General features: G+C 58.4%; 24 protein-coding genes and 1 tRNA gene. 12 read left to right on the top strand and 13 right to left on the bottom strand.

The genetic code is table 11. The features are described 5' to 3' along the window. Positions 1 to 348: 348 nt before the first annotated feature. Positions 349 to 1,071 carry a hypothetical protein gene (locus ACM6IR_RS18300; RefSeq protein WP_414908991.1) on the bottom strand — a complete coding sequence of 241 codons (723 nt, stop codon included), beginning with the start codon at positions 1,069 to 1,071 and terminating at the stop codon, positions 349 to 351. Positions 1,072 to 1,672: 601 nt separating this feature from the next. On the opposite strand from ACM6IR_RS18300, the gene ACM6IR_RS18295 reads away from it, so the two are divergent. Beyond that, a complete protein-coding gene (locus ACM6IR_RS18295) occupies positions 1,673 to 2,134 on the top strand; it encodes a hypothetical protein (protein ID WP_414908990.1) in 462 nt (153 codons plus the stop codon). 388 nt (positions 2,135 to 2,522) lie between these two features. Here ACM6IR_RS18295 and ACM6IR_RS18290 read toward each other — a convergent pair. The 5 genes from ACM6IR_RS18290 to ACM6IR_RS18270 all read right to left on the bottom strand — a co-directional run bounded on the left by ACM6IR_RS18290 (position 2,523) and on the right by ACM6IR_RS18270 (position 6,743). Further along, positions 2,523 to 2,598, bottom strand: a tRNA-Phe gene (locus ACM6IR_RS18290). A gap of 103 nt (positions 2,599 to 2,701) precedes the next feature. Next, complete coding sequence (locus ACM6IR_RS18285; protein WP_008149405.1) at positions 2,702 to 2,974, bottom strand: oxidative damage protection protein; 273 nt, start codon at positions 2,972 to 2,974, stop codon at positions 2,702 to 2,704. Further along, complete coding sequence (mutY, locus tag ACM6IR_RS18280; RefSeq protein ID WP_414908989.1) at positions 2,971 to 4,038, bottom strand: A/G-specific adenine glycosylase; 1,068 nt, start codon at positions 4,036 to 4,038, stop codon at positions 2,971 to 2,973. Before mutY ends, ACM6IR_RS18285 begins: the two co-directional genes overlap by 4 nt. Further along, entirely contained in the window at positions 4,035 to 6,260 is a 2,226-nt protein-coding gene (locus ACM6IR_RS18275; RefSeq protein WP_414908988.1) for an AsmA family protein, read from the bottom strand. Before ACM6IR_RS18275 ends, mutY begins: the two co-directional genes overlap by 4 nt. A 78-nt stretch (positions 6,261 to 6,338) precedes the next feature. Then, the gene (locus ACM6IR_RS18270) at positions 6,339 to 6,743 is read right to left on the bottom strand and encodes an acetyl-CoA sensor PanZ family protein (RefSeq protein WP_414908987.1); all 405 of its coding nucleotides are present in this window, start codon (positions 6,741 to 6,743) and stop codon (positions 6,339 to 6,341) included. A 221-nt stretch (positions 6,744 to 6,964) separates the two neighbouring features. On the opposite strand from ACM6IR_RS18270, the gene ACM6IR_RS18265 reads away from it, so the two are divergent. From ACM6IR_RS18265 to ACM6IR_RS18235, 7 genes are all read left to right on the top strand, one after another. Then, on the top strand, positions 6,965 to 8,629 hold the full coding sequence (locus tag ACM6IR_RS18265) for an OFA family MFS transporter (protein ID WP_414908986.1): 1,665 nt from the start codon (positions 6,965 to 6,967) through the stop codon (positions 8,627 to 8,629). A 269-nt stretch (positions 8,630 to 8,898) separates the two neighbouring features. Beyond that, positions 8,899 to 9,492: an imidazoleglycerol-phosphate dehydratase HisB gene (gene hisB / locus ACM6IR_RS18260; RefSeq protein ID WP_003218037.1), complete on the top strand. Its 594-nt coding sequence runs from the start codon at positions 8,899 to 8,901 to the stop codon at positions 9,490 to 9,492. Continuing rightward, on the top strand, positions 9,492 to 10,130 hold the full coding sequence (gene hisH, locus ACM6IR_RS18255; RefSeq protein ID WP_090176778.1) for an imidazole glycerol phosphate synthase subunit HisH: 639 nt from the start codon (positions 9,492 to 9,494) through the stop codon (positions 10,128 to 10,130). Before hisB ends, hisH begins: the two co-directional genes overlap by 1 nt. Further along, complete coding sequence (locus ACM6IR_RS18250; RefSeq protein WP_008024930.1) at positions 10,131 to 10,388, top strand: DUF2164 domain-containing protein; 258 nt, start codon at positions 10,131 to 10,133, stop codon at positions 10,386 to 10,388. It abuts the gene before it with no gap. 42 nt (positions 10,389 to 10,430) lie between these two features. Further along, complete coding sequence (gene hisA, locus ACM6IR_RS18245) at positions 10,431 to 11,168, top strand: 1-(5-phosphoribosyl)-5-[(5-phosphoribosylamino)methylideneamino]imidazole-4-carboxamide isomerase (RefSeq protein WP_008149420.1); 738 nt, start codon at positions 10,431 to 10,433, stop codon at positions 11,166 to 11,168. Positions 11,169 to 11,177: 9 nt separating this feature from the next. Beyond that, on the top strand, positions 11,178 to 11,948 hold the full coding sequence (gene hisF / locus ACM6IR_RS18240) for an imidazole glycerol phosphate synthase subunit HisF (RefSeq protein WP_007949037.1): 771 nt from the start codon (positions 11,178 to 11,180) through the stop codon (positions 11,946 to 11,948). Between the two features lie 145 nt (positions 11,949 to 12,093). After that, the gene (locus ACM6IR_RS18235) at positions 12,094 to 12,846 is read left to right on the top strand and encodes a substrate-binding periplasmic protein (RefSeq protein WP_414908985.1); all 753 of its coding nucleotides are present in this window, start codon (positions 12,094 to 12,096) and stop codon (positions 12,844 to 12,846) included. Positions 12,847 to 12,966: 120 nt separating this feature from the next. On the opposite strand, the gene ACM6IR_RS18230 is transcribed toward ACM6IR_RS18235, so the two are convergent. The 4 genes from ACM6IR_RS18230 to gpmI all read right to left on the bottom strand — a co-directional run bounded on the left by ACM6IR_RS18230 (position 12,967) and on the right by gpmI (position 18,140). Continuing rightward, complete coding sequence (locus ACM6IR_RS18230) at positions 12,967 to 13,743, bottom strand: divergent polysaccharide deacetylase family protein (RefSeq protein WP_414908984.1); 777 nt, start codon at positions 13,741 to 13,743, stop codon at positions 12,967 to 12,969. A 1-nt stretch (position 13,744) separates the two neighbouring features. After that, positions 13,745 to 15,064 (bottom strand): S41 family peptidase, encoded by a 1,320-nt coding sequence (locus ACM6IR_RS18225; protein WP_414908983.1) that lies wholly within the window; start codon positions 15,062 to 15,064, stop codon positions 13,745 to 13,747. A gap of 34 nt (positions 15,065 to 15,098) precedes the next feature. Further along, positions 15,099 to 16,394, bottom strand: a complete 1,296-nt coding sequence (locus ACM6IR_RS18220) for a murein hydrolase activator EnvC family protein (RefSeq protein ID WP_414908982.1) — start codon at positions 16,392 to 16,394, stop codon at positions 15,099 to 15,101. 216 nt (positions 16,395 to 16,610) lie between these two features. Beyond that, entirely contained in the window at positions 16,611 to 18,140 is a 1,530-nt protein-coding gene (gene gpmI / locus ACM6IR_RS18215; RefSeq protein WP_414908981.1) for a 2,3-bisphosphoglycerate-independent phosphoglycerate mutase, read from the bottom strand. Positions 18,141 to 18,293: 153 nt separating this feature from the next. Here gpmI and ACM6IR_RS18210 point away from each other — a divergent pair, with 153 nt between their 5' ends. From ACM6IR_RS18210 to secB, 3 genes are read left to right on the top strand one after another with little or no spacing between them, the layout of a single operon-like run. Next, positions 18,294 to 18,707, top strand: coding sequence for a rhodanese-like domain-containing protein (locus ACM6IR_RS18210; RefSeq protein WP_414908980.1), 414 nt, complete (start codon positions 18,294 to 18,296; stop codon positions 18,705 to 18,707). Position 18,708: 1 nt separating this feature from the next. Further along, complete coding sequence (gene grxC / locus ACM6IR_RS18205; protein ID WP_414908979.1) at positions 18,709 to 18,963, top strand: glutaredoxin 3; 255 nt, start codon at positions 18,709 to 18,711, stop codon at positions 18,961 to 18,963. Positions 18,964 to 19,004: 41 nt separating this feature from the next. After that, the gene (secB, locus tag ACM6IR_RS18200) at positions 19,005 to 19,490 is read left to right on the top strand and encodes a protein-export chaperone SecB (RefSeq protein WP_007949026.1); all 486 of its coding nucleotides are present in this window, start codon (positions 19,005 to 19,007) and stop codon (positions 19,488 to 19,490) included. Positions 19,491 to 19,604: 114 nt separating this feature from the next. Here secB and ACM6IR_RS18195 read toward each other — a convergent pair whose 3' ends face one another. Further along, complete coding sequence (locus ACM6IR_RS18195; RefSeq protein WP_007949025.1) at positions 19,605 to 20,060, bottom strand: tRNA (cytidine(34)-2'-O)-methyltransferase; 456 nt, start codon at positions 20,058 to 20,060, stop codon at positions 19,605 to 19,607. Here ACM6IR_RS18195 and ACM6IR_RS18190 point away from each other — a divergent pair. Continuing rightward, positions 20,059 to 20,499 carry a hypothetical protein gene (locus ACM6IR_RS18190; protein WP_414908978.1) on the top strand — a complete coding sequence of 147 codons (441 nt, stop codon included), beginning with the start codon at positions 20,059 to 20,061 and terminating at the stop codon, positions 20,497 to 20,499. The two genes, ACM6IR_RS18195 and ACM6IR_RS18190, sit on opposite strands and share 2 nt — an antisense overlap. Positions 20,500 to 21,056: 557 nt before the next feature. Here the strand turns inward: ACM6IR_RS18190 and ntrC are convergent. Then, positions 21,057 to 22,493, bottom strand: a complete 1,437-nt coding sequence (ntrC, locus tag ACM6IR_RS18185) for a nitrogen regulation protein NR(I) (protein WP_414908977.1) — start codon at positions 22,491 to 22,493, stop codon at positions 21,057 to 21,059. Further along, positions 22,490 to 23,575 (bottom strand): nitrogen regulation protein NR(II), encoded by a 1,086-nt coding sequence (gene glnL / locus ACM6IR_RS18180; protein WP_414908976.1) that lies wholly within the window; start codon positions 23,573 to 23,575, stop codon positions 22,490 to 22,492. Before glnL ends, ntrC begins: the two co-directional genes overlap by 4 nt. Positions 23,576 to 23,742: the final 167 nt, after the last annotated feature.

The following is a 23,742-nucleotide window of genomic DNA, read 5'->3' as shown; positions in this document are numbered from 1 at the left end:
GGGAAAAGTTGGTTGGACTATTTCCTTCGTCTGATTCTCAAGATCCGATCGCTGGCTGGCGAATATCCCCACACAAGGTGTGCACACGGCGTAAACGTTCGCAATTTCATGCTTGCCAGCACTGGTTGTAGTTGGTCTCATGAGACCATTAGGCTTCGAGTTTGACTCAATATGTCGCCTGAATCGCCCCGGGTTTTCTAGACACTCTCCAAGCTCGCGGTATAACGCTTTGTACCAGGACCCAAACCAAAAACGGGATATCCCAGCACAGGTTCGTTTCGAACCTGTGCTGGATCGCATCCTGCACAAAGCCGTCAACAAATCCAGACGTCAACACGCGACGTATCTCTATGAAGTCATCGAATGGGCAGTCGCCAACGGTGCCATTGAAGAGCTCTGCAGGACCAAGAACAAGATATCGTGGGTTGAAGCCCCTCTGGAGGGCTGAATGCTTTTTGAAAGAGAGCGACTGTCACCCGAGGCCAATCGAAAGATTGATCGGTTGATGCGAGTAAACGGATGGAACCTAGAAAAGGCGTTGAACGAACTGGGAATTGTAGGCGTTGCGAACGGAGCGACAGCCTTCTTGCCGCTAAGTTGTGCCTTAGATTCGAAAGAAACCAAAACGTCTTTACGGGAGGGTTTTGAAGGACTTGCACCATGAAATTTGAACGCCAGCACATCCGTGCCTTTTGGTGACTCGTTACGAACAAGCTTATCGTCATAACGCGTTCTAGGAGCCCAGAATCCAAACTGACGTTCAAGAAGATCAGCAATGAGGATTTCGGCAAAATCTCCGGAGCGTGTCGCTGGTCCGAAATCGTGCGATTCATCTGGAAATACCATATCTGTTAGGTATTCAGCGCAAGACTTACCGGTGCCCCTTCGGAGACGGTCTATCTGCGCGTCAAGGCAGTAGTGCTGACGAAATGACTTCGCCCAAGCGCTGAGAATTGGAGCAGCACTAAGTTCTATTTGAAGCTCAAAAACGTCGACAGACACACCATCTGATGTTGTGACTTTGTGGTCAGCTTTTTTTAACCAAGCCGCATGTGGAAGGGTTGTGGACATCTAAGCTCACTTCGCTCGTTCTTGAGCAACTGTAACCATCCATAGTATGAGTATTGTGAAATTACGGCGCCATTGAAAAAATCAGCGTTTAGGAGACTAAACTCAATTCCTCTATTTCGACAAGAACAATGAGACGGCCTCATCCGAACGGCTGCTATTGGCCGATTCTGTTGAAAAGGTCGGTCTGCCCAAACTGCATGATCATTTAATGGTGAAACGCCTTTTTTCGCATGCTGCTACGTGAAATCCGAGTCCGGATGCCTTTGCCAAAAGTAAAGATTTCAATCTCGGACGCGTACTTTTCTGATGCGCAAACAATGGCCGACTTTTTCAACAGAATCGGCCGATCTCTGCCGGTCAGGGCCACGAAGGGTACTGGTCAAGGCCGATGCAAATGACTGATTAGTCGAATGCAAATGGGTGCGCAAGTCGGTGCAATTAACCAGTTGCATCGGAGGTCCAGTATTTTGTCCTATTTCGACTCAAGGGGCTGGTTTATGCGTGCCGCGCGTACTGGGTGACATTTGAGTCTATGAAAAATGAGCAAGCAGCATCATTAAAAAAAATCGTAAATGTTAGGGCGCGCTAAAGGCTGTTAGCTATGCGTACAAAAAAACGCAGCATATCAATTGGCCTTTTTCGTGATTTATGGGGATACCCGCATATGACTCTATCTGGATTTTTTGAAAGGCTTGGTGCTCCTCTCAACAACCCGCGCTGGTCGTGGGGCAGCGTCAGAGATTCTGATGGTGTGATTTTTTTGCGTGTTTGGCAGGATGGCTCCAAAAAAATCGGTAGTAAACGATACATCTGGATTTTTGACGAAGGCCTGCAATCGAGTAGCTTGGGAGCTGACGAGCGCCGGCGTCATACGCGGCAGCTACAGGCGGGATGTCCATGTTATTTAGTCATGTGTGAAGTGGTGGACACCAGTGCGGCTGTCCGAGCAGTTCGAGGCTTCAACAAAAATGAAGTCTTCGAGGCAGGGGAGTTATTGTTGTTGGATGGGGTCTATAGGCTTGAACTAAAAAGGAGGGTCAACGCTATTGGGCTTTTCATTTGAGATGGAGAGCCGCTCGGTTGCCTTGGTTCTCGGTTCTTGATGTGCACTGTAGCGTCCTGCCGCCGCGCATACCGAGTGACTTGTAAGCGTCTGGAGTGCGAGGCGGTAGAAAGTGCTCAGAGGCCCTGTGGCGTGCCAGGGGGAACGAAAGGGCTGCGCTGGGGCGGACTGTATTGCCGACGTCTCAGCTTGTCTGAGTGAGGCTCTCAGCCTGACAATTTAAATCAGATTAAAACTATTCAGTTTTGGGTCCGGTACCGAAAGTCCGTTGGACGCCTTTCAATCACACTGACGAAGCGCCTTGGTCCAGAAATGGTCCAGCAGCCATTAAATCGTAGGCAATAAAAAACCCCAAGGAATCATCTTCGCTTGGGGTTTTTCGGTATTTTGGTGCCCAGAGACGGAATCGAACCGCCGACACGGGGATTTTCAATCCCCTGCTCTACCGACTGAGCTATCTGGGCAACGGGGCGCATTAAACTGTTTTTTCAGGGGGTCGTCAACAAAGTTTTGAAAAAAATTTTAATTATTACCGTCGCTTACGATCCGACCCCCGAAAAACGGGGATTATTCAGCGGGTGGAACGTAGCCGTCAGCCTTGGCGTATTCCTCGCCGGAAAAGAACTTGTCCATCTCGCCCTGAAGATATTTGCGGTCTTCGGCATTCATCATGTTCAGGCGTTTTTCGTTGATCAGCAGGGTCTGGTGTTTCTGCCAGTCGGCCCAGGCCTTGGCCGAGACGTGGTCAAAAATGTCCTGGCCTTTTGCGCCCGGGAAGGGAGCGCGTTCCAGGGCGGGCAATTCTTCTTTGTACTTGCGGCACATGATGGTGCGGGTCATGACGACTCTCCTGCGTTCAATACGGCGGCCGCGCGTTCGAGCAAGGTTTTGACCGGGGCGGCAAGGCCCAGGCGCGGCGGGGTGGCGAGGTTATACCAGAGCCAGTCGGCCTCGGCCACGTGATGGCCGGCTTCCTGGACCTGAACCAGCCAGGGTTCGATGGATAACTGAAAATGACTGAAGGTGTGCACCAGGCTCGGCAGCGCTTGTTGCGTGCCCAGTTCCAGCGAGTGCTGCAACGCCAGATGTTGCAGGTCATCGAGGTCGTCGAGTTCCGGCAGGCTCCAGAGTCCGCCCCACAAACCCGTGGAAGGCCGCCGGTAAAGCAGAATGGCGCCGTCGCCGTTGGCGAGCATCGGCATCAGCGTGCGCTTCTGTGGCACGGCTTTGCGTGGCTTGGGGACGGGGTAGCGCGTTTCCAGGCCAAGCAGGTGTGCTTCGCATCCCTTTTCAAGCGGGCAGAGCAGGCAACTCGGTTTGCTGCGAGTACACAGCGTGGCGCCCAAATCCATCATCGCCTGGGTGTAGGCATTGACCCGGTCATGCGGCGTAAAGCGCTCAGCGTTCGCCCACAGCTGTTTGGCGACCTTGGGCTCGCCGGGGTAACCCTCTTGGGCTGTAAACCGCGCCAGCACCCGTTTAACGTTGCCGTCGAGGATCGGCGCCCGCAGTCCCATGCTCAGGCTGGCGATAGCACCGGCCGTGGACAGGCCGATGCCCGGCAGGTCCACAAGCTTCTCCACATCCTGTGGAAATTCGCCGCGATATTCGGCGACGACGATCTTCGCGGTCTTTTGCAGATTGCGCGCACGGGTGTAGTAGCCGAGGCCAGTCCACAGGTGCAGCACCTCATCTTCGGGTGCGGCAGCCAGGGCTTCAACCGTTGGCAGCGAGGCCATGAAACGGTCGAAGTAGTTCAGCACGGTGCTGACCTGGGTTTGCTGCAGCATGATTTCCGAGACCCACACCCGATACGGGGTGATGCCTTGTTGCCAGGGCAAATCGTGGCGGCCGTGGCGGTCGTACCAATCGAGCACTGCTGATGAAAACTGCTCGGCATTCATCGCTTGAACAGCCCCTTCAACGCGTTTTTCAGTTCCGGGCTGACCTTGTCGCCAAGTTTCTCGTCGATTTTCTCGCCGATTTTTTCACCCGCCAGTTTGTTCGCGACCTGGCCCATGCGTTCGTTGTCGAGACGGCAGGCTTTGGCGCCCAGCTCCAGTGGGCCACGGCAGCGCAGCGGCCACTCGATGCCCACGAACTTCTCGCCGACCTGGCAGGCCGGGTCCGGCATGTCGCTCTTGTCGCCTTCGACGATAACGCCCACGCGGTAATCCATGCCCAGCACCCGCAGGTCGACATCGCCGTCGCCTTTGACGCTCATGCCAGGGACACGGACTTTCAGGTCCGGGTTGCTGGCCACGCCGTTGCGCAAGATCAGGCTGCCCTTGAGTTCCTGGAACGGTGTGTCCTTGCCCCGTGGCTCGCCGCTCAGGGTTTTGCGGTTTAGCGTGGCGATGCCTTTGCACAGTTGCTGTTCGAGGTTGGCGTTGAGCAACACGCCGTTGTTGATGACGAAGCTGGCAGTACCGTTGAGGCTGTCGATCAGTGCGCTCTCGCTGTTGCCGCTACTGGTCAGGTTGCTGCTGAGCGTGACGAGACCTTTGACCGGTGGATTTTTACCCTGGCTCTCGAGAATCTTGTCCACAGGCACTTTGCTGATGTTGGTTTGCAGGTTCAGCGCGGGCACTTGCTGGCGTACGTCGAGGGTGCCCTTGGCGTCGAAGTTGCCGTCGTACAGATCACCGCGCAAGGTCTCCAGCGTCAGCAGGCCACCCTGGCCCGTGGCCTTGAGTGCCGCGTTCTGGATCGGCAGTTTGTCGAGGGTCAGCTGGCCGAAGGTCAAGTCAGCATCCACATCAAGTCGGCTGAGCCGTTCCACTGGTAACAGGCGCGTGGTGCTCCACGGGCCTTTGGTCGGTTTTTCGGGCAGTGGTGTGCTGCCGGTGCCGGCCAGGGCAGTGGCTTCGGTGCTGGCCACTTCGGCCTTACGGACCTGCGTCGCGCTGTTGGCTTCGGCAGATTTCGGCGGCAGGTAGCGGTCGACGTTGAACGTGTCGGCCTTGAGCACCGCGCGCAACGATTGCTTGGCGAAATCCTCGACGGCGATGCGGCCGCTGAAGCTGCTGTCATCGACTTTCAGGTTGATGTTGTCGAACGACACACTGGTCGGCGTACCGGCAATGCGGCTGACCAATTCGACTTTGCTCAGGCTGCCTTCCGCCATGGCCGGCAGTGTCTGCCCGATGCTGTCGACGAATTTCGCCAGGTCGAACTGGGCAATCGAAATGCCGCCGTTGATTTGCGGGGTCTTGTCGAGGTTGTTGACTTTCAACTCACCCAAGGCACGTAGTTGGTTGGCAGAGATCTTGATGCCGGTCCATTCGGCGACGTTCGCTGCTTTATCCAACAGCAACTGGCCCTGGGCGGCGAAGGTGATGGTTTTGCCTTGCAGCGGATCGCCAGCGACTTCGCCGGTCAGCTTCATGTCTTCGAGTTTGTAGCGCTGCAATGCACGCTCGAACCGCAGTTCGCCGTTGAACTCCGTACGTACTCGCAAAACCGGCTGGTTGGTGCCGAGGAACGCAGTAAGTTTGACCGGGATGTTGGTGGAGTCGTGAACCGGGCCTGTACTGAGCTGAATACTTTCGGCGCTGAACTGCTTGCCGGTTTTCTCGTCGTTGTATTCAACGCGGGCGTTGTTGACGGTCAGGCTGTCGATGTCCAGACGGATTGGCTGGGCCGGTTTTTCCGCTGGGGCAGGGGCCTGCGCCGTTGATTCGGGGGTGGTGGCGGGAGGTGTGGTCGGGCTGGCTGGCGCCGGGACCTTGCCAACGTCTTCCCAGTTGCCATGGCCGTCCTTGTCGCGGTTCAGGCGCAGGTTCAAGCCTTCGACGCGCACATCGCTCATTTGTACTTCACGGCGCAGCAGCGGCAGTACACGCACGGAGAGGCCGAGCATCTGCAAATCTGCGAACGGCTCGGTGGGTTTGACCAGGGTCGCGACACTGGCTTCGTGCAATTCCAGGCCCAGCCATGGGAACAGGCTCCAGCCGATATCGCCATTGAGCGTCAGCTCGATGTGGGCCTTGTCGCGGGCAATCTGGCGAATCTCGTCTTTATAGTCGTTGGGATCGAAGAAGTGCGTCAGGGCAAAGCCCAGCGCCACAATGATCAGCAACAGCCCGAGAAGTACCAGACCCAGGATTTTGCCGAACGCTTTCATGGGCGAGTCCTTGTAGTTAAACGAATTCGAAATATAGCCGGGGAGTATAGCGCTCCAAAACGAACGACCGGTCAGCGATCACGTCGGCAGTACATCCAGCGGCATTTTCAGTTTTGCCGCGAGTGCCTGAGCTTCAAGGTGTCCGGCAGGCGCCAGCAAGTGCAAGGTCGCACCCGATTGCAACGCCATCTTCTGCGCTTCGCTCACCAGGCGCTCGGCGACGCCACGGCGACGGGTGATTTTTCTTACACATAGTTGGGACAGATGCCATACGTCCTGGTGCCGCTGCAGGCGTGCCGCGCCCAACAGGCGATCGTTGAAACGACCGCCAATCAGCGAACCATCGCGCAAGCAGGCTTCGATCAACTGCACGTCTGCGGCGAATGGAGCGAACAACCAGTCCGGCGCATCGCGGTAGATCTTTTGCAGGTCCTGCTGATCCTGGTAAGTGGCTTCGTTCAGCGGCTCGACAATGATAGGCATGGTGGTTCCCGTGCGGGTTGTGTAAGAGATGACAGGGATAGGTGATGTCAGATTGATTTTTCTGTCACGTGCAAATGGTAACCTCTGCCGGTTCGTCCGTCCTTCTGCGACGAGATGTCGCATCAAAATGATGCTTCGTCGAGAAAACGGTCATGCCCGCGTGCATAAAGGCCGGGATGAGGAACGGCTGGCGAACCCTACTAATAATTGGGGGATACACAATGACCACGAGCATAACGGCGGACGGCCTTAAAACCGCCCCGCCCGCGTTCCTGTCCAAGGAGCGCATCATCGCCAAGCCCGGTTTTAACCGTTGGCTGGTACCGCCGGCCGCGCTGGCTATCCACCTGTGCATTGGCATGGCGTACGGCTTCTCGGTGTTCTGGCTGCCACTGTCCAAAGCCTTGGGTGTCACCAAATCTGTAACCTGTGCCCCTGACATGAGCTTCATTTCGCAAATCTTCTCGTCGCAATGCGACTGGCCGATCTCGATGCTCGGCTGGATCTACACCCTGTTCTTCATCTTCCTTGGCTGCTCGGCCGCGATCTGGGGTGGCTGGCTGGAACACGCCGGTCCGCGCAAGGCTGGCGTTGTTTCCGCACTGTGCTGGTGCGGCGGTCTGCTGATTTCGGCCTTGGGGATTTATACCCACCAGATTTGGCTGATGTGGGTCGGCTCCGGGGTCATTGGCGGTATCGGCCTGGGCCTGGGTTACATCTCGCCAGTCTCGACCCTGATCAAGTGGTTCCCGGACAAGCGTGGCATGGCGACCGGCATGGCGATCATGGGTTTCGGTGGTGGCGCGATGGTGGGTGCTCCACTGGCTGCAGCGCTGATGGGCCACTTCGCGTCGGCAGACAGCGTAGGCGTGTGGCAGAGCTTTCTGGTGATGGCCGCGATTTACTTTGTGTTCATGATCGGCGGCGCCTTGTCCTACCGCGTTCCGCCAACCGGCTGGAAGCCAGAAGGCTGGACCGCTCCGGCGAAAAAAGCGTCGAACGCGATGATCACGCACCGTCACGTCCATGTGAATGTGGCGTGGAAGACTCCACAATTCCGTCTGGTGTGGCTGGTGTTGTGCCTGAACGTGTCCGCCGGTATCGGCATCCTCGGCATGGCTTCGCCACTGTTGCAGGAAGTGTTCGCCGGTAAATTACTCGGTAACGACCTGACGTTCGGTCAACTTGATGCTTCACAGCTGGCCTCGATTGCGGCGATTGCGGCCGGTTTCACCGGTTTACTGAGTCTGTTCAACATCGGCGGCCGCTTTTTCTGGGCTTCGTTCTCGGACTACCTGGGCCGCAAAAATACTTATTTCGTGTTCTTCGCCCTGGGTTTTGCGCTGTATGCGCTGATCCCGAACCTCGGTCACCTGGGCAACGTTGCACTGTTCGTGGCAGCGTTCTGCATCATCCTGTCGATGTACGGCGGTGGTTTTGCGACCGTTCCGGCCTATCTTGCGGACCTGTTCGGTACACAAATGGTCGGCGCGATCCATGGCCGTCTGCTGACTGCCTGGGCAGCAGCGGGCGTGTTGGGTCCGGTGTTGGTGAACTACCTGCGCGAATATCAGTTGAGCATCGGCGTGGAGCGCGCAGCGGCTTACGACATCACGCTGTACATCCTGGCGGGCCTGCTGGTGTTGGGTTTCATCTGTAACCTGCTGGTACGTCCAGTGGCTGACAAGTACTTCATGACTGACGCTGAACTGGCCGCCGAACAGGCGCTGGGCCACGATAAGGGGGCTGACAACAGCACTGTGCTGGAGTGGAAAGCGGGGGCGGGCACCAAGCCGTTGGCGGTGGCTGCCTGGCTGGTGGTGGGTATTCCGTTGGCGTGGGGTGTTTGGGTGACCTTGCAGAAGACGGCGGTCCTGTTCCACTAAGTAAACGCATCACCCTCTGTGGGAGCGAGCCTGCTCGCGAAAGCGGTCTGACTGTAGACAGAGATGTTGAATGTGTTGGCCCCTTCGCGAGCAGGCTCGCTCCCACATTTGTTTTTGTGGTGATCCGGCGAATTCTGCTTGTACTGACATGTATATCGCTGACAGCGCCGGATTCACTCCGTCAGGGATATCACCTCTCGTGTTTCTGTTTCTCGCCCGCGCCCCTATAATGGCTGCCTTTTTCGCCCAATGATTTTGCGGAGCTGGTGATGGCCGAACGTAAGGCGTCTGTCGAGCGCGACACTCTGGAAACCCAGATCAAAGCCTCGATCAACCTGGATGGCACCGGAAAGGCCCGATTTGATATCGGTGTACCTTTTCTTGAGCACATGCTGGACCAGATCGCCCGTCACGGGCTGATCGACCTGGATATTGTCAGCAAGGGCGACCTGCATATCGACGACCACCACACCGTGGAAGACGTCGGTATCACTTTGGGTCAGGCCTTTGCCAAAGCCATCGGCGACAAGAAAGGCATCCGTCGCTACGGCCATGCCTATGTGCCGCTCGATGAAGCGCTGTCGCGTGTGGTGATCGACTTCTCCGGCCGTCCTGGCCTGCAGATGCATGTTCCCTATACCCGCGCCACCGTCGGCGGTTTCGACGTTGACCTGTTCCAGGAATTCTTCCAGGGCTTCGTCAACCATGCCCTTGTCAGCCTGCACATCGACAACCTGCGTGGCACCAACACCCACCACCAGATCGAAACCGTGTTCAAGGCGTTCGGCCGTGCCCTGCGCATGGCCGTAGAGCTCGATGACCGCATGGCGGGTCAGATGCCATCAACCAAAGGCGTTCTCTAATGCAGACGGTCGCGGTTATCGATTACGGCATGGGCAACCTGCACTCGGTGGCCAAGGCCCTTGAGCACGTCGGTGCCGGCAAGGTCTTGATCACCAGCGATGCCGACGTGATTCGCGAAGCCGACCGGGTGGTTTTCCCCGGCGTCGGCGCGATTCGCGACTGCATGGCGGAAATTCGTCGCCTGGGCTTCGATTCGCTGGTGCGTGAAGTCAGCCAGGACCGCCCGTTCCTCGGCATCTGCGTGGGCATGCAAGCCTTGCTCGACAGCAGTGAAGAGAACGATGGCGTTGACTGCATCGGCCTGTTTCCGGGCGCGGTGAAGTTCTTCGGCAAAGACCTGCATGAAGACGGCGAACACCTGAAAGTCCCGCACATGGGCTGGAACGAAGTGAAGCAGACGGTGAGTCACCCGCTGTGGCACAACATTCCGGACCTGGCACGTTTCTATTTCGTGCACAGCTACTACATCGCGGCCGGCAACGCCCGGCAGGTGGTGGGTGGCGGTCACTACGGTGTTGATTTTGCTGCGGCGCTGGCTGATGGCTCGCGTTTCGCCGTGCAGTTCCACCCGGAGAAGAGCCATACCCATGGCCTGCAATTGCTGCAGAACTTCGCGGCGTGGGATGGTCGCTGGTAAATGGCCGTCAAGAAGAAGCCGCCGATCCTGACCCTCACTCCCGAACAGGAGAACGAGGCCAATCACAAGATCAAACGCTTCATGGAAGACCGCTTCGAGCTGGACCTGGGTTCGTTCGAAGCGGCCGAAATCCTTGAGCTGTTTACCCGTGAAATTGCGCCGCACTATTACAACAGGGCGATTTTCGATGTGCAGACGCACCTTAAAGAAAGGTTCGAAAGCATCGAAAGCGACTTGTGGGCGCTCGAGAAAAACTGATTTCCGAGCGAAGCTGAATACTCGAATTTGAAGGTTTGCCAGATGCTGATTATTCCCGCTATCGATCTCAAAGACGGTGCCTGTGTTCGTCTGCGCCAGGGCCGCATGGAAGATTCCACAGTGTTCTCCGATGACCCGGTGAGCATGGCTGCCAAGTGGGTGGAGGGCGGTTGCCGTCGTCTGCATCTGGTCGATCTGAACGGCGCCTTCGAAGGCCAGCCAGTCAATGGCGAAGTCGTCACGGCCATTGCCAAGCGCTACCCGAACCTGCCGATCCAGATCGGTGGCGGTATTCGCTCGCTGGAAACCATCGAGCACTACGTGAAAGCGGGCGTGAGCTACGTGATCATCGGCACCAAAGCGGTGAAAGATCCGGCCTTCGTTGCTGAAGCCTGCCGCGCGTTCCCGGGCAAGGTTATTGTTGGCCTGGACGCCAAGGATGGATTCGTTGCTACCGACGGCTGGGCTGAAATCAGCACCATTCAGGTGATCGACCTGGCCAGGCAATTCGAAGCCGACGGCGTGTCCGCGATCGTTTATACCGACATCGCCAAAGACGGCATGATGCAGGGCTGCAACGTACCGTTCACCGCTGCGCTGGCCGCCGCGACGAAGATTCCGGTGATCGCTTCCGGCGGTATCCACAACCTCGGTGACATCAAGTCGCTGCTCGACGCCAAGGCGCCAGGCATCATCGGCGCAATCACCGGCCGGGCGATCTACGAAGGCACCCTCGATGTCGCTGAAGCGCAAGCTTTCTGCGATTCGTACAAAGGCTGAGGACTGACCATGGCGCTGGCCAAACGCATCATCCCTTGCCTGGACGTGGATAACGGCCGGGTCGTCAAAGGTGTGAAGTTCGAGAACATTCGTGACGCCGGTGACCCGGTGGAAATCGCCCGTCGTTACGACGAGCAGGGCGCCGACGAGATTACCTTTCTCGACATCACCGCCAGCGTCGACGGCCGCGACACCACGTTGCACACCGTCGAACGCATGGCCAGCCAGGTGTTCATCCCGCTGACCGTGGGCGGTGGCGTGCGGACCGTGCAGGACATTCGCAACTTGCTGAATGCCGGCGCGGACAAGGTTTCGATCAACACCGCAGCCGTGTTCAACCCGGAATTCGTTGGCGAAGCGGCGCAACATTTCGGTTCGCAGTGCATCGTCGTCGCTATCGACGCCAAGAAAGTTTCACTGCCGGGCGAAACCCCGCGCTGGGAAATTTTCACCCATGGGGGTCGCAAGCCAACGGGGCTCGACGCGGTTGAATGGGCGAAGAAGATGGAAGGCCTCGGTGCCGGTGAAATCCTGCTGACCAGCATGGACCAGGACGGCATGAAAAACGGCTTTGACCTGGGTGTCACCCGCGCCATCAGCGATGCTCTGGGCATTCCGGTGATCGCTTCCGGCGGGGTGGGCAATCTGCAGCACTTGGCCGATGGCATTCTCGAAGGCCACGCCAGCGCCGTATTGGCGGCGAGTATTTTCCACTTCGGCGAATACACCGTGCAGGAAGCCAAGGCCTACATGGCGCATCGCGGCATCGTGATGCGTTAGGCCCCTGCGAAAACTGCCTTCTCGACGATCTACTGTGTTGGAAGGTGGACTTTTCGTACAGCGCTTCAACAAGCGATACAGGCCAGTGGACATCATGGCGGGCTCAAGGCACTCTTGGGTACGCCATGGATTTCGGTAGCCAGACATGTTCAAACGCCTTCTTGTCCTCGCCAGCGCTTGTCTATTGCTCATCAATGGGGCGCATGCTGCAGAGAGCCCCCACACTGGCCTGGTGTTGCTGACGGAAAACTTCCCTCCGTACAACATGGCGAAGAACGGCAAAAACTTCGCTCAGGACGAGAACATCAACGGCATTGCCGTCGACATTGTCCGTGAGATGTTCAAACGCGCCGACATCACCTACAGCCTGACGCTGCGTTTTCCTTGGGAGCGAATCTACAAAATCGCCCTCGAGAAACCCGGTTATGGCGTATTTGTGATGGCGCGGCTGCCGGATCGCGAAAATCTGTTCAAGTGGGTCGGCCCTATCGGTCCGGACGACTGGATCATGCTGGCGAAGGCGGATAGCAAGATCAATCTGGAAACCCTGGACGATGCGCGCAAATACAAGATCGGCGCGTACAAGGGCGATGCGATTGCCGAGACATTGGCCAAGCAGGGGCTCAACCCTGTCGTTGTGCTCCGCGATCAAGATAACGCGAAGAAGCTGGTCAGCGGGCAGATCGATCTGTGGGCTACCGGCGATCCGGCCGGGCGCTATCTGGCGCGCCAGGAAGGGATCACCGGGCTCAAAACGGTGCTTCGCTTCAACAGCGCCGAGTTGTACCTGGCGTTGAATAAGGATGTCCCTGATGAGACCGTCGCCAAGCTGCAAGCGGCACTGGATCAATTGCGCAAGGAAGGCGTGGTCGACGAGATCATGGCGAAGTATCTCTGACACACAACATTCAAATGTGCGAGCCTGCTCGCGAAGAGGGCGTGTCAGTCGACATCAATGTTGCCTGGCATTCCCTCTTCGCGAGCAGGCTCGCACACAGTGGTTCTGTGGTGTGGCAGATTAGCGGTACACCCCATCTTTCCCATGGGCAGCCGTTGCGCGATTGCCGCGCACGCTGATCATCATTTTGATATCGATCCAGTCGATTCCCTGCGCTTTGAGCTTGGGCAGTTCCCGCTCGAGAACGGCCAGCGTCTGCGGATACGGATGCCCGATCATCACGGCTGAGCCCTGCTTTCGTGCCAGGCTGATCGCCGTCTGCAGTTGCGCGAAAATCGCCGCTTCCGTGCGCTCATCATCCAGAAACACATCCCTGGATACGCTCGCCAGGCCAATTTTCTGCGCCTCGGCGGCCGCGACTGTCTGCGCACTGGTGCGGCTGTCGACAAAGAACTTGTGCCGGCGCTGCAAGTCCGCCATCAGCCAGGCCATGGCGGCCGGCTGAGCAGTCATGCGGCTGCCCATGTGATTGTTGATGCCCGATGTATAAGGAACGGCCTTGAACGCCGCGTTCAGGCGATTTTCCAATTCATCGATGGGTGAGTCGGGATGCCAGGCGAATGGTCCGGTGGCCGGATCCATGGGCATGTGCAGGATGACAATCTTGCCCGCGCGATGGGCTTCGCGGGCGAATTCGCTGGCGTGGGGCGTGTCGGGCATGATCGCCGTGGTTACCGGGCCGGGCAAGGCCAGCACGCGGCGATCCCGGGGCAGGTCCTGCCCCAGATCATCGATGATCAGGCTTAGATAGGCCTTTGGCGGCGCCGTTACGACGGGTGCTGCATGAGCAACACCCGCCAGACAGCACAGCAGACCGAGGATGAACCGCAGAGGCATCTCAGCGGCCGGAGGTGATGCTCAGCCCTTTGAGCAGGCTCAGCGCCTGGGCCAACTGGTAATCATCATCCTGCGGCATCGGCTTGGCCTTGGCGCTGGAACCGGTCGGTTTTTCGGCGCCGCCGTTGCCATTGCCCAAGTGACCTTGCAGATCGGCTTCCTTGAAGTACTCGCCGTCCTGTTCGCTGGTGATCTTGGCCTTGCGCACTTCGATGTCCGGGACGATGCCCTGTGCCTGAATCGAGCGGCCGTTTGGCGTGTAGTACAGCGCCGTGGTGATCTTCAATGCACGGTCGTTGTTCAGCGGCAGCACGGTTTGCACCGAGCCTTTGCCGAAACTGGTAGTGCCCATGACCACTGCGCGTTTGTGATCCTGCAAGGCGCCCGCGACAATTTCCGAGGCCGAGGCACTGCCGCCGTTGATCAGGACGACCATTGGCACTGCCTCGCTTTCGTCTTTGCCGGTGGCCGAGAAGCGCAGTTCGGAGTTGGCGATGCGGCCCTTGGTGTAGACGATCAAGCCCTTGGTGATGAAGTGGTCAACCACTTCCACCGCCGCTTGCAGCACGCCACCCGGGTTGTTACGCAGGTCGAGGATGATGCCGTTGAGTTTCTTGCCGTTGTCCTTGCGCAGCTTGGCCAGGGCCTTGGAAACCTCGTCGCCGGTCTTGACCTGGAACTGGGTGATGCGGATATAGGCGTAGCCGGACTCCAGCAGTTGGCTCTTCACGCTCTTCACCTGAATGACGGCGCGGGCCAGTGTTACGTCGAACGGCGTGCCGCCATCGCGTACCAGGGTCAGGGTGATTTTCTGGCCGATCTTGCCGCGCATCTTGTCGACGGCCTCGGTCATGCTTTGGCCGCGAGTCGGTTGGCCATTGATTTTGACGATGAAGTCGCCCGCCTGGATGCCCGCTTTGGAGGCCGGGGTGTCATCGATCGGCGAAACCACCTTGATGAAACCGTCTTCGGCGCCCACTTCGATGCCCAGGCCGCCGAATTCGCCGCTGGTGCTTTCCTGCAACTCAGCGAAGTCTTCCGGGCCCAGGTAGGCGGAGTGCGGGTCGAGGTTGCTGAGCATGCCTTTGATGGCGTTTTCCAGCAGGGTCTTGTCATCTACCGGTTCGACATAGGCCGCCTTGATCCGGTCCATGACCTCGGCAAAGGTGCGCAGCTCTTCCAGAGGCAACGGCGCCTTGGTGGTCGCGGCGGTGCCCGCAGGCGCGACAGCCGGGGCCGGTTGAGCGGCAAACGCCAGTGGCGCGCCGATCACCAGGGCGATCGTCAGGGCCAGCGAGGTAAGGCGAGACAAATGCAGCATGTCGAACGAACTCCTAATGTAGGTGACTCAACGCCTATCCTTGCGCGTGGCACCATTGCGCTGGATCACTCGGGTGACCCTGCTGACGAATAGCGAAATACAGCGCTGGTGTGTCCTGCCCGCCACTGTTGCCGACAGTGGAGATGGACTCACCGGCTTTTACCACGTCACCCGCAGACTTGAGCAGCGTCTGGTTGTGACCATAAAGACTCAAAAAACCGTTGCCGTGGTCGAGAATCACCAGCAGCCCGGCGCCGCGCAACCAGTCGGCAAACACCACGCGACCGCCATGTACGGCATGCACCTGACTGCCTGCCGCCGCGCTGATCATTACGCCGTCCCACTTGGTGCGGGCGTCGTCGCCACGGGTTTCGCCAAAGCGTGCCAGCAGTCGACCATCAACGGGCCACGGAAGTTTTCCCCGGGTTGAAGCAAACGGGCCGCCAAAAGTCTCGCCTGAACTTGAAACCAGCGCGCCGGGTGTCGGTCTGGCGGGTTTGCGTGGGGCGTCAGTGGCAGCGTCTGCTTCCGCCTGAGCCTCACGTAAACGCTTTTTTTCGGCTTCCTGCTGGGCGATCAGCGCTTTTTGCCGCGCCTCTTCTGCCTCACGGGCCTGGCGGGCCAAGGTTTCTTCAATGGTTTTAAGGACTTTAGACAGGTCTGCCTGATCCTGCTCGCGGGCGGCCAGTTTCTGATCGCGAGCCTTCACGTCTTCATTGAGCTTGGCCAGAACTTGCTGGCGCTCCTGGCGGACTTTGTCGAGTTCGTCGCGCTGGCTGTCGAGGCTGCTTTTTTGCACCAGCAACTGGGCCTGCTGCAGGGCGATGTCTTTTTCGACATTGGCCAGCTGGCGCAGGGTTTCGTTGAAGTTCTTCAGCTGCTCCAGGCGGGCCTGGCTCAGGTAGTCGTAATAAGTGAGGGTGCGGGCGAATTTTTCCGGGTTTTGCTGGTTAAGCAGCAGCTTCAAATACTCCTGGCGGCCGTTCTGATAGGCCGCGCGGGCCTGAATGGCGATCAGTCGTTGCTGTTCAATGCGCGCGCTCTGGAGTTTTTTTTTCTCGGTATCGAGTCGCTGCAGCTCGGATTCGCTTTTCTTCAGCTCTTTTTGCAGGGCATCGACCTGCTTCTCGAGCTTGCCCATCTCGGTCTCGGTGCCTTTGAGGTCTTTCTGCACGCCGGACTTTTCTTGTTGCAGCTTGCCCAGCAATTTCTTCAGCTCGGCAATGTCCTGACGCGTGGCGTCCAGCTGTTGTTGGGTTTGCGTGCGCTCGTCAGCAAAGGCCGGTTGGAGCAGGCAAGTCAGAGCAAGGGCTATCAGGACGCGAAGCATAGAGGCGGGCGACACCAGGGAAAGGGACGGCCTAGTATGCCCGCCATGCGCCGCAAAAAAAACGCCCAATTGGGGTTGTGTGATAACTGGACAAAAAAACACCGCAAAACCAATGTGGGAGCGAGCTTGCTCGCGATGGCGCCTTAACATTCAACAGAGAAGTCGAATCTCAGATTGCTATCGCGAGCAAGCTCGCTCCCACAGGTTTTTCGGTGATTACACCAATATTGAAGTGCCTGTCATCTCGGCCGGTTTCTCAAGACCCAGCAGCTTCAACATGGTCGGTGCAACATCCGCCAGCACGCCGCCATCACGCACCTTGAGGTCACGCTTGCCGACATAAATGAACGGCACCGGCTCGGTAGTGTGGGCGGTGTGGGCTTGGCCGGTGGAGGCGTCGGACATCTGCTCGACGTTGCCATGGTCCGCCGTGATCAGGGCTTCGCCGCCGACTTTTTCCAGCGCATCGACGATGCGGCCGACACACAGGTCCAGGCATTCAACGGCTTTCACCGCCGCGTCGAACACGCCGCTGTGGCCGACCATGTCGCCGTTGGCGTAATTAACGACGATCACGTCGTAACGCTGGTGTTCGATAGCGTCGACGATGCGGTCAGTGACTTGCGGGGCGCTCATCTCGGGCTGCAAGTCATAGGTGGCGACGTGTGGCGACGGGATCAGGATGCGCTCTTCGCCCGGGAACGGTTCTTCACGACCGCCAGAGAAGAAGAAGGTGACGTGGGCGTATTTCTCGGTTTCGGCGATGCGTAGCTGGGTTTTGCCGTTTTTCGCCAGGTAGTCGCCCAGCACGTTTTCCAGGCTGCCGGCTGCGAAAGCCGAGGGCGCGGGAATGCTGGCGGCGTATTGGGTCAGCATGACGAACCCGGCCAGTTTCGGCTGGCGAGCGCGTTCGAACTCCTTGAAATCGTTTTCAACAAAGACGCGGGTCAGTTCACGCGCACGGTCGGCGCGGAAGTTCATGAACACCACGGCGTCGCCGTCTTCGACTTTCACCGGTTCGCCAATGGACGTGGCTTTGACGAACTCGTCGCTCTCGCCACGTTCGTAAGCGGCTTGCAGGCCTTCCTGCGCAGTGGCGGCGTTGAATTCGCCTTTGCCATCGACAATCAGGTTGTAGGCCTGGGACACGCGGTCCCAGCGGTTGTCACGGTCCATGGCGAAGTAACGGCCAATGATACTGGCGATCCGGCCTTTGCCGAGGGCCTGGAAGGTCGCGTCGAGCAATTCGATGGACGACTGCGCGCTTTTCGGCGGCGTGTCGCGGCCATCGAGGAAGGCGTGCAGGTAGATTTTTTCAGCGCCACGCTTGTAGGCCAGTTCGGCCATGGCGACCAAGTGGTCCTGGTGGCTGTGAACGCCGCCATCGGACAGCAGGCCCATGAAGTGCACGGCTTTGCCGGCAGCAACGGCTTTATCTACCGCGGCGCAAATGGTCGGGTTCTCGAAGAACTCGCCGTCGCGGATCGATTTGGTCACGCGTGTGAAGTCCTGATACACCACGCGGCCAGCGCCGAGGTTCATATGGCCGACTTCGGAGTTGCCCATTTGGCCGTCCGGCAAGCCGACGTCCATGCCGCTGCCCGAGATCAGGCCATTCGGCACGGTAGCCCACAGACGGTCCAGCACGGGCTTCTTCGCCGCAAAGATGGCGTTGGATTCAGGGCTGTCACTGTGACCGAAGCCGTCGAGAATAATCAGGACCAAAGGTTTAGGCGTGGTAGTCATGGATTCCACTCGTGGCTGAGTTAAAAGGGGGCGATGGAAAAGGGAGTGGCAGTTTAAAGCGAAGTTCCGGCCACGTCACCGCCAGACGGGGTTTGGCCCACCATAGTGGCTGTGTATACTGGCCGACATTTTAACGCCCTGGAACCTCCTTCGATGGCTGCTCACCTGATTGAATTTGCCACTAACCACTATCTGCTCGTCGGTATCTTCGTCGTACTGCTGGCGTTGCTGATCGCTTATCAGATGCAAGGCGGCGGCCGCAGCCTGAGCACCGGTGAACTGACCGGGATGGTCAACAAGGACGAGGGCGTAGTGGTCGACATTCGCTCGACCAAGGACTTCGCCGCCGGCCACATCGTTGGCGCGTTGAACATTCCTCACGACAAACTGACCGCTCGCGTCGGCGAACTGGAGAAGCACAAGGCCAAGACCATCATTCTGGTCGACGCGATGGGCCAGACGGCCGGCACTCATGCCCGCGAACTGATGAAATCCGGCTTCACCGCCGCGAAGCTTTCCGGCGGGATCTCCAGCTGGAAAGGCGACAACCTGCCGCTGGTGAAGTGATATGAGTAACGTCGTCGTCTATTCCAGCGATTACTGCCCTTATTGCTCGCGAGCCAAGTATTTGCTCGAGAACAAAGGCGTAGCCTTCGAAGAGATCAAGGTCGATGGCAAGCCGCAGGTGCGTGCCGCCATGGCTCAGAAAGCCGGACGTACGTCCGTGCCGCAGATCTGGATCGGCAGCACCCACGTGGGTGGTTGTGATGATTTGTTTGCCCTTGATCGCGCCGGCAAGCTCGACGCGTTGCTCAAGGCCTGAATGCCTTCCCTATAAGACCCCAAGATCAGAAAGGATCTGAGATGACTGACCAACAGAACACTGCAGCTAGCGAAGAAGAAACCGCACCGCAATTCTCCTTGCAGCGCATCTACGTACGTGACTTGTCCTTCGAAGCCCCGAAAAGCCCGGCGATCTTCCGCCAGCAATGGGAACCGAGCGTCGGTCTGGATCTGAATACTCGTCAAAAGGCGCTGGAAGGCGACTTCCACGAAGTCGTGCTGACCTTGTCCGTGACCGTGAAAAACGGTGACGAAGTGGCGTTCATCGCTGAAGTGCAACAGGCCGGGATCTTCCTGATCAAGAACCTGGACGACGCTTCGATGAGCCACACCCTCGGCGCGTTCTGTCCGAACATCCTGTTCCCGTACGCTCGCGAAACCCTGGACAGCCTGGTTACCCGTGGTTCGTTCCCGGCCCTGATGCTGGCCCCGGTGAACTTCGACGCGCTGTACGCACAAGAACTGCAACGCATGCAGGCGGCTGGCGAGACTCCGACCGTTCAATAAGCGGTCCAATGTGGGAGCGAGCTTGCTCGCGATGAGGTCATCAGCTTCAACATTAATGTTGACTGACACACCGCCATCGCGAGCAAGCTCGCTCCCACATTTTTTTATGGCGTGTTATTTGAAGCCGAGCTGACGCCAGCCTTCATATACCGCGACGGCGACGGTGTTCGACAGGTTCAGGCTACGGCAACCTTCGCGCATCGGCAGGCGCAGGCGTTGCTCGCCGGGCAAGGCATCGAGCACTTCCGCCGGCAGTCCTCGGCTTTCCGGGCCGAACAGGAACGCATCGCCCTCGGCGAAGCTGGCGTCGTGGAACGGTCGCGAACCCTTGGTGGTGAAGGCGAACAGCCGAGGATGCCCCAGGCTTTCCAGGCAGCTGGCGAGGTCGGCGTGGCGTTGCAAGGTGGCATACTCGTGATAATCGAGGCCGGCCCGGCGCAGACGCTTGTCGTCCATCTCGAAGCCCAGCGGCTCGATCAAATGCAGGTGGCAGCCACTGTTGGCGCACAGCCTGATAACGTTGCCGGTATTCGGCGGAATTTCTGGTTGAAAAAGGATGACGTGAAACATGCACGGCTCCGAAGGTAGAGATGACGGGCATTCTACGCCGCCAGTCGACCCGCGTTCGAAACTATTCCCGCGGGTGATCGGTTCGCTGGCGATTGTCGGCATGATGGTGGGGCTGATGATCGGTCGTCTGACCACGCCTGACCCCAGCGAATTGCAGCAGGTCGAAGTGACAAGCGATGGCCTGGTGGTGTGGTTCAACAACGAACCCAAGACCCACGGCGAGATCGTCGACGGCACGGTCGCGCTGCTGTTCGAGGCGCAGGGCAAGGCGCAGAAAGGTCAGCTCAAGCTCAACGACAAGAGCGTGAACTGGAGCGTACGTTTGAGTGATGGAGGGTTGTTATTGACGGTGGTTGCGGCCCGGCCACTGCAAGGCGAGTGGGCCGGTAGCGAGGTCGATGACCGCTGGCGGCTGGAGATCCATCTCCGAGAGCAATAAAAGAGGGAATCCCCGGCCTGCCTGTACCAAGGTCCCCAAAACGGGAGGGCTCGCGCATTGCGTCGTGAGCCCGGTGTAAAGAAGGAACCCCTGACCTGCCTGTATCAAGGGCCCCAAAACGGGGTGGGCTCGTCGCTTGTGCGGTGTGAGCCCGGTGTAAAGAGGGGAATCCCCGGCCTGCCTGTACCAAGGCCCCCGAAACTGGGTAGTGATCTGAATCACTGAATGGACTATTGCAGGGGGCGTGCCAGGTTTTTTAATAAGATGAAACAGAAAGTCGCTGGTAAGCGCTGAAAGCCCCGTATTCCGGGGCTTTCGTGTTTTTCCGATAAGGGTTCGATCGGGAACGATGGCGAGTTTTCGGATCAGTTGCCGTGCGCGATTGCGGTTCACGATGCATTCAGACGGTGCGTGATAGCCCTCAAAAGCATCGCGAGCAAGCTCGCTCCCACAGTGGATTTTCAGAGTGTTCACCATTGAGTGAACACCTTCAAATCCTGTAGGAGCGAGGCTTGCCCGCGAATGGATCTAACGGTCAGCGAAGAACTAAAGGCTGTTTAGCCCTCATCTCCCTCATCATCATCCCCACCATCAACCTTCATCCCCAATTCCTTGATCTTGCGGGTGAGGGTATTACGCCCCCAGCCCAGCAACACGGCGGCATCTCGGCGGCGACCGGCGGTATGTTTAAGGGCGGTTTCGATCATGATTCGCTCGAAGGCTGGCACGGCGCTGTCGAGCAGGCTCGATTGACCACGTGCCAGGGCCTGATCGGCCCACTGGCGCAGCGCTTGCTCCCAGTTGGTCACCGGAGCCGAATCCTGCGGCAGGCTCAGCAGCTCTGGCGGCAAGTCGCTGATGTGCACTTCGCGGCCCGAAGCCATCACCGTGATCCAGCGGCAGGTGTTCTCCAGCTGACGCACGTTGCCGCCCCAAGGCAGGTTCTTCAGGTATTCCTCGGTCTCGCTTTTCAGCAGTTTTGGCTCGACCGCCAGTTCCTGCGCGGCGCGGCTGAGGAAGTGCTTGGCCAGGGTCGGGATGTCTTCGCGACGGTCGGACAGGCGTGGAATGTGGATGCGGATGACGTTCAGGCGATGGAACAAGTCCTCACGGAATTTCCCGGCCTGTACCAGGGTTTCCAGGTTCTGGTGAGTCGCGGCGATGATGCGTACATCGACCTTCACCGGCACATGGCCGCCAACCCTGTAGAACTCGCTGTCCGCCAACACCCGCAGCAAACGGGTTTGAGTATCTGCTGGCATGTCGCCGATTTCGTCGAGGAACAGCGTGCCGCCGTCCGCCTGTTCAAAGCGACCGCGACGCAGGTTGGCGGCGCCGGTGAACGCACCTTTTTCATGGCCGAACAGCTCGGATTCCATCAGGTCTTTCGGAATCGCCGCCATGTTCAATGCAATGAACGGCGACGCCGCGCGAGGGCTGTGACGGTGCAGGGCATGAGCCACCAGCTCTTTACCGGTCCCGGATTCGCCGTTGATCAGCACGGTGATGTTGGAGTGGCTCAGGCGCCCGATGGCGCGAAACACTTCCTGCATCGCGGGCGCTTCACCGATGATTTCCGGGGTGCGGGTCAGTGCTGGGGCGACTTCCAGGCCTTGTTGTTCCTGAGCGTGCTGGTTGGCGCGCTTGACCAGCGACACCGCTTCATCGACATCGAACGGTTTGGGCAGGTATTCAAATGCGCCGCCCTGATAGGACGCGACAGCGCTGTCCAGATCGGAGTGAGCGGTCATGATGATGACCGGCAGCCGTGGGTGTTGTTCGCGAATCCGCGCCAGAAGGTCCAGGCCGCTGGCGCCCGGCATACGGATGTCGGAGATGATCACGTCTGGCTGCTGGCGCGCCAGGCGGCTCATCACACCATCGGCGCTGTCGAAGCTTTGTGTGGTCATGCCTTCTTGCTGCAAGGCTTTTTCCAGGACCCAACGGATAGAACGGTCGTCATCGACGATCCACACGGTTTCACTACGGCTCATGTCGATGTGGCTCCTTGTTCCAGTGGCAGAAAGATCGAGAAGGTGGTGTGGCCTGGGTGGCTGTCACATTCGATCAAACCCTGGTGCTGGCTGATGATGTTCTGGGTAATGGCCAGGCCCAGCCCGGTACCGTCCGGACGACCGCTGACCATGGGAAAGAAAATGGTTTCCTGCAGATCCGCAGGAATGCCCGGACCGTTGTCGATGATTTCGATCTTGGTCACCAGGCGATGGCGCACGTGGCCGATGGTGAACTGGCGCATGGCGCGGGTGCGCAAACTGATGCGGCCAAGACGCAGCTCGTTCTGGCTGCTGATCGCCTGCATCGCGTTACGCACGATGTTCAGGACCGCTTGAATCATCTGCTCGCGGTCGATCAATACATCGGGAATGCTCGGGTCGTAGTCGCGCACCAATGTGATGCAGCCCTGGCTTTCGGCCTCTACCAGATGGCAAACGCGCTCCAGCACTTCGTGAACATTGCACATGGCCAGCGACGGCAACTTGTTGGAGCCGAGCATGCGATCCACCAGATTGCGCAGGCGGTCGGCTTCTTCAATGATGACGTTGGTATAGTCGCGCAGGCTTTCTTCCGGCAGCTCGCGCGCCAGCAGTTGTGCGGCACCGCGAATCCCGCCGAGCGGATTCTTGATTTCATGAGCAAGGCCGCGGACCAGCATCTTGCTGGTTTCCTGCTTCGACAACTGCGCTTCTTCCTTGGTGATCCGCAGCAAGCGGTCCCGAGGGTGGACTTCCAACAGCAGCATGGTCGCGCCGTTAGCCAGGATGGGCGTTACCGCATAGTCGACGGTCAGTGTCTGGCCGGTGAGTGCGGTGAGCATGGCTTCGCGTTTGGTGAACGGATGGGCCTGCTCGACTGCCTGACGCAAGGAATTCAGCGCCTCGGCGGATTCGGTGAACAACTCACTGATGAACTGTCCATGGCTACGCTGACCGCTGATGGCCAGAAGCATCTCCGCCGCCGGGTTCATGTACTCGAGGCGCAGTTCGGCATCGAGCAAAATGGTTGCGGTGGTCAGGTTGTCGAGTAGCAAGCGGTGTAGTGCGTCGCTAATGGTCATCAGGACCTCTTTTGGAGCGGAGCGTGCGCAAGAAACACGCGCTGATACGAGGAAAATGCAAAAACCAAACCAAGGCTCCGAAAAGAAGCGTTTAAAGCCTGAAACGGGCGTTTGACGCTCGTTTGCGTGGCGTTCTGCCGGCTTTCACGGGTACTTTCGAACCAAAA

Origin of the sequence: Pseudomonas sp. IT-P253, from assembly GCF_949768125.1 — a bacterium.
Taxonomy (GTDB): Bacteria; Pseudomonadota; Gammaproteobacteria; order Pseudomonadales; family Pseudomonadaceae; genus Aquipseudomonas.
The sequence above is the reverse complement of the archived record's forward strand: the minus strand, read 5'-3'. Positions and strand labels throughout refer to the sequence as shown.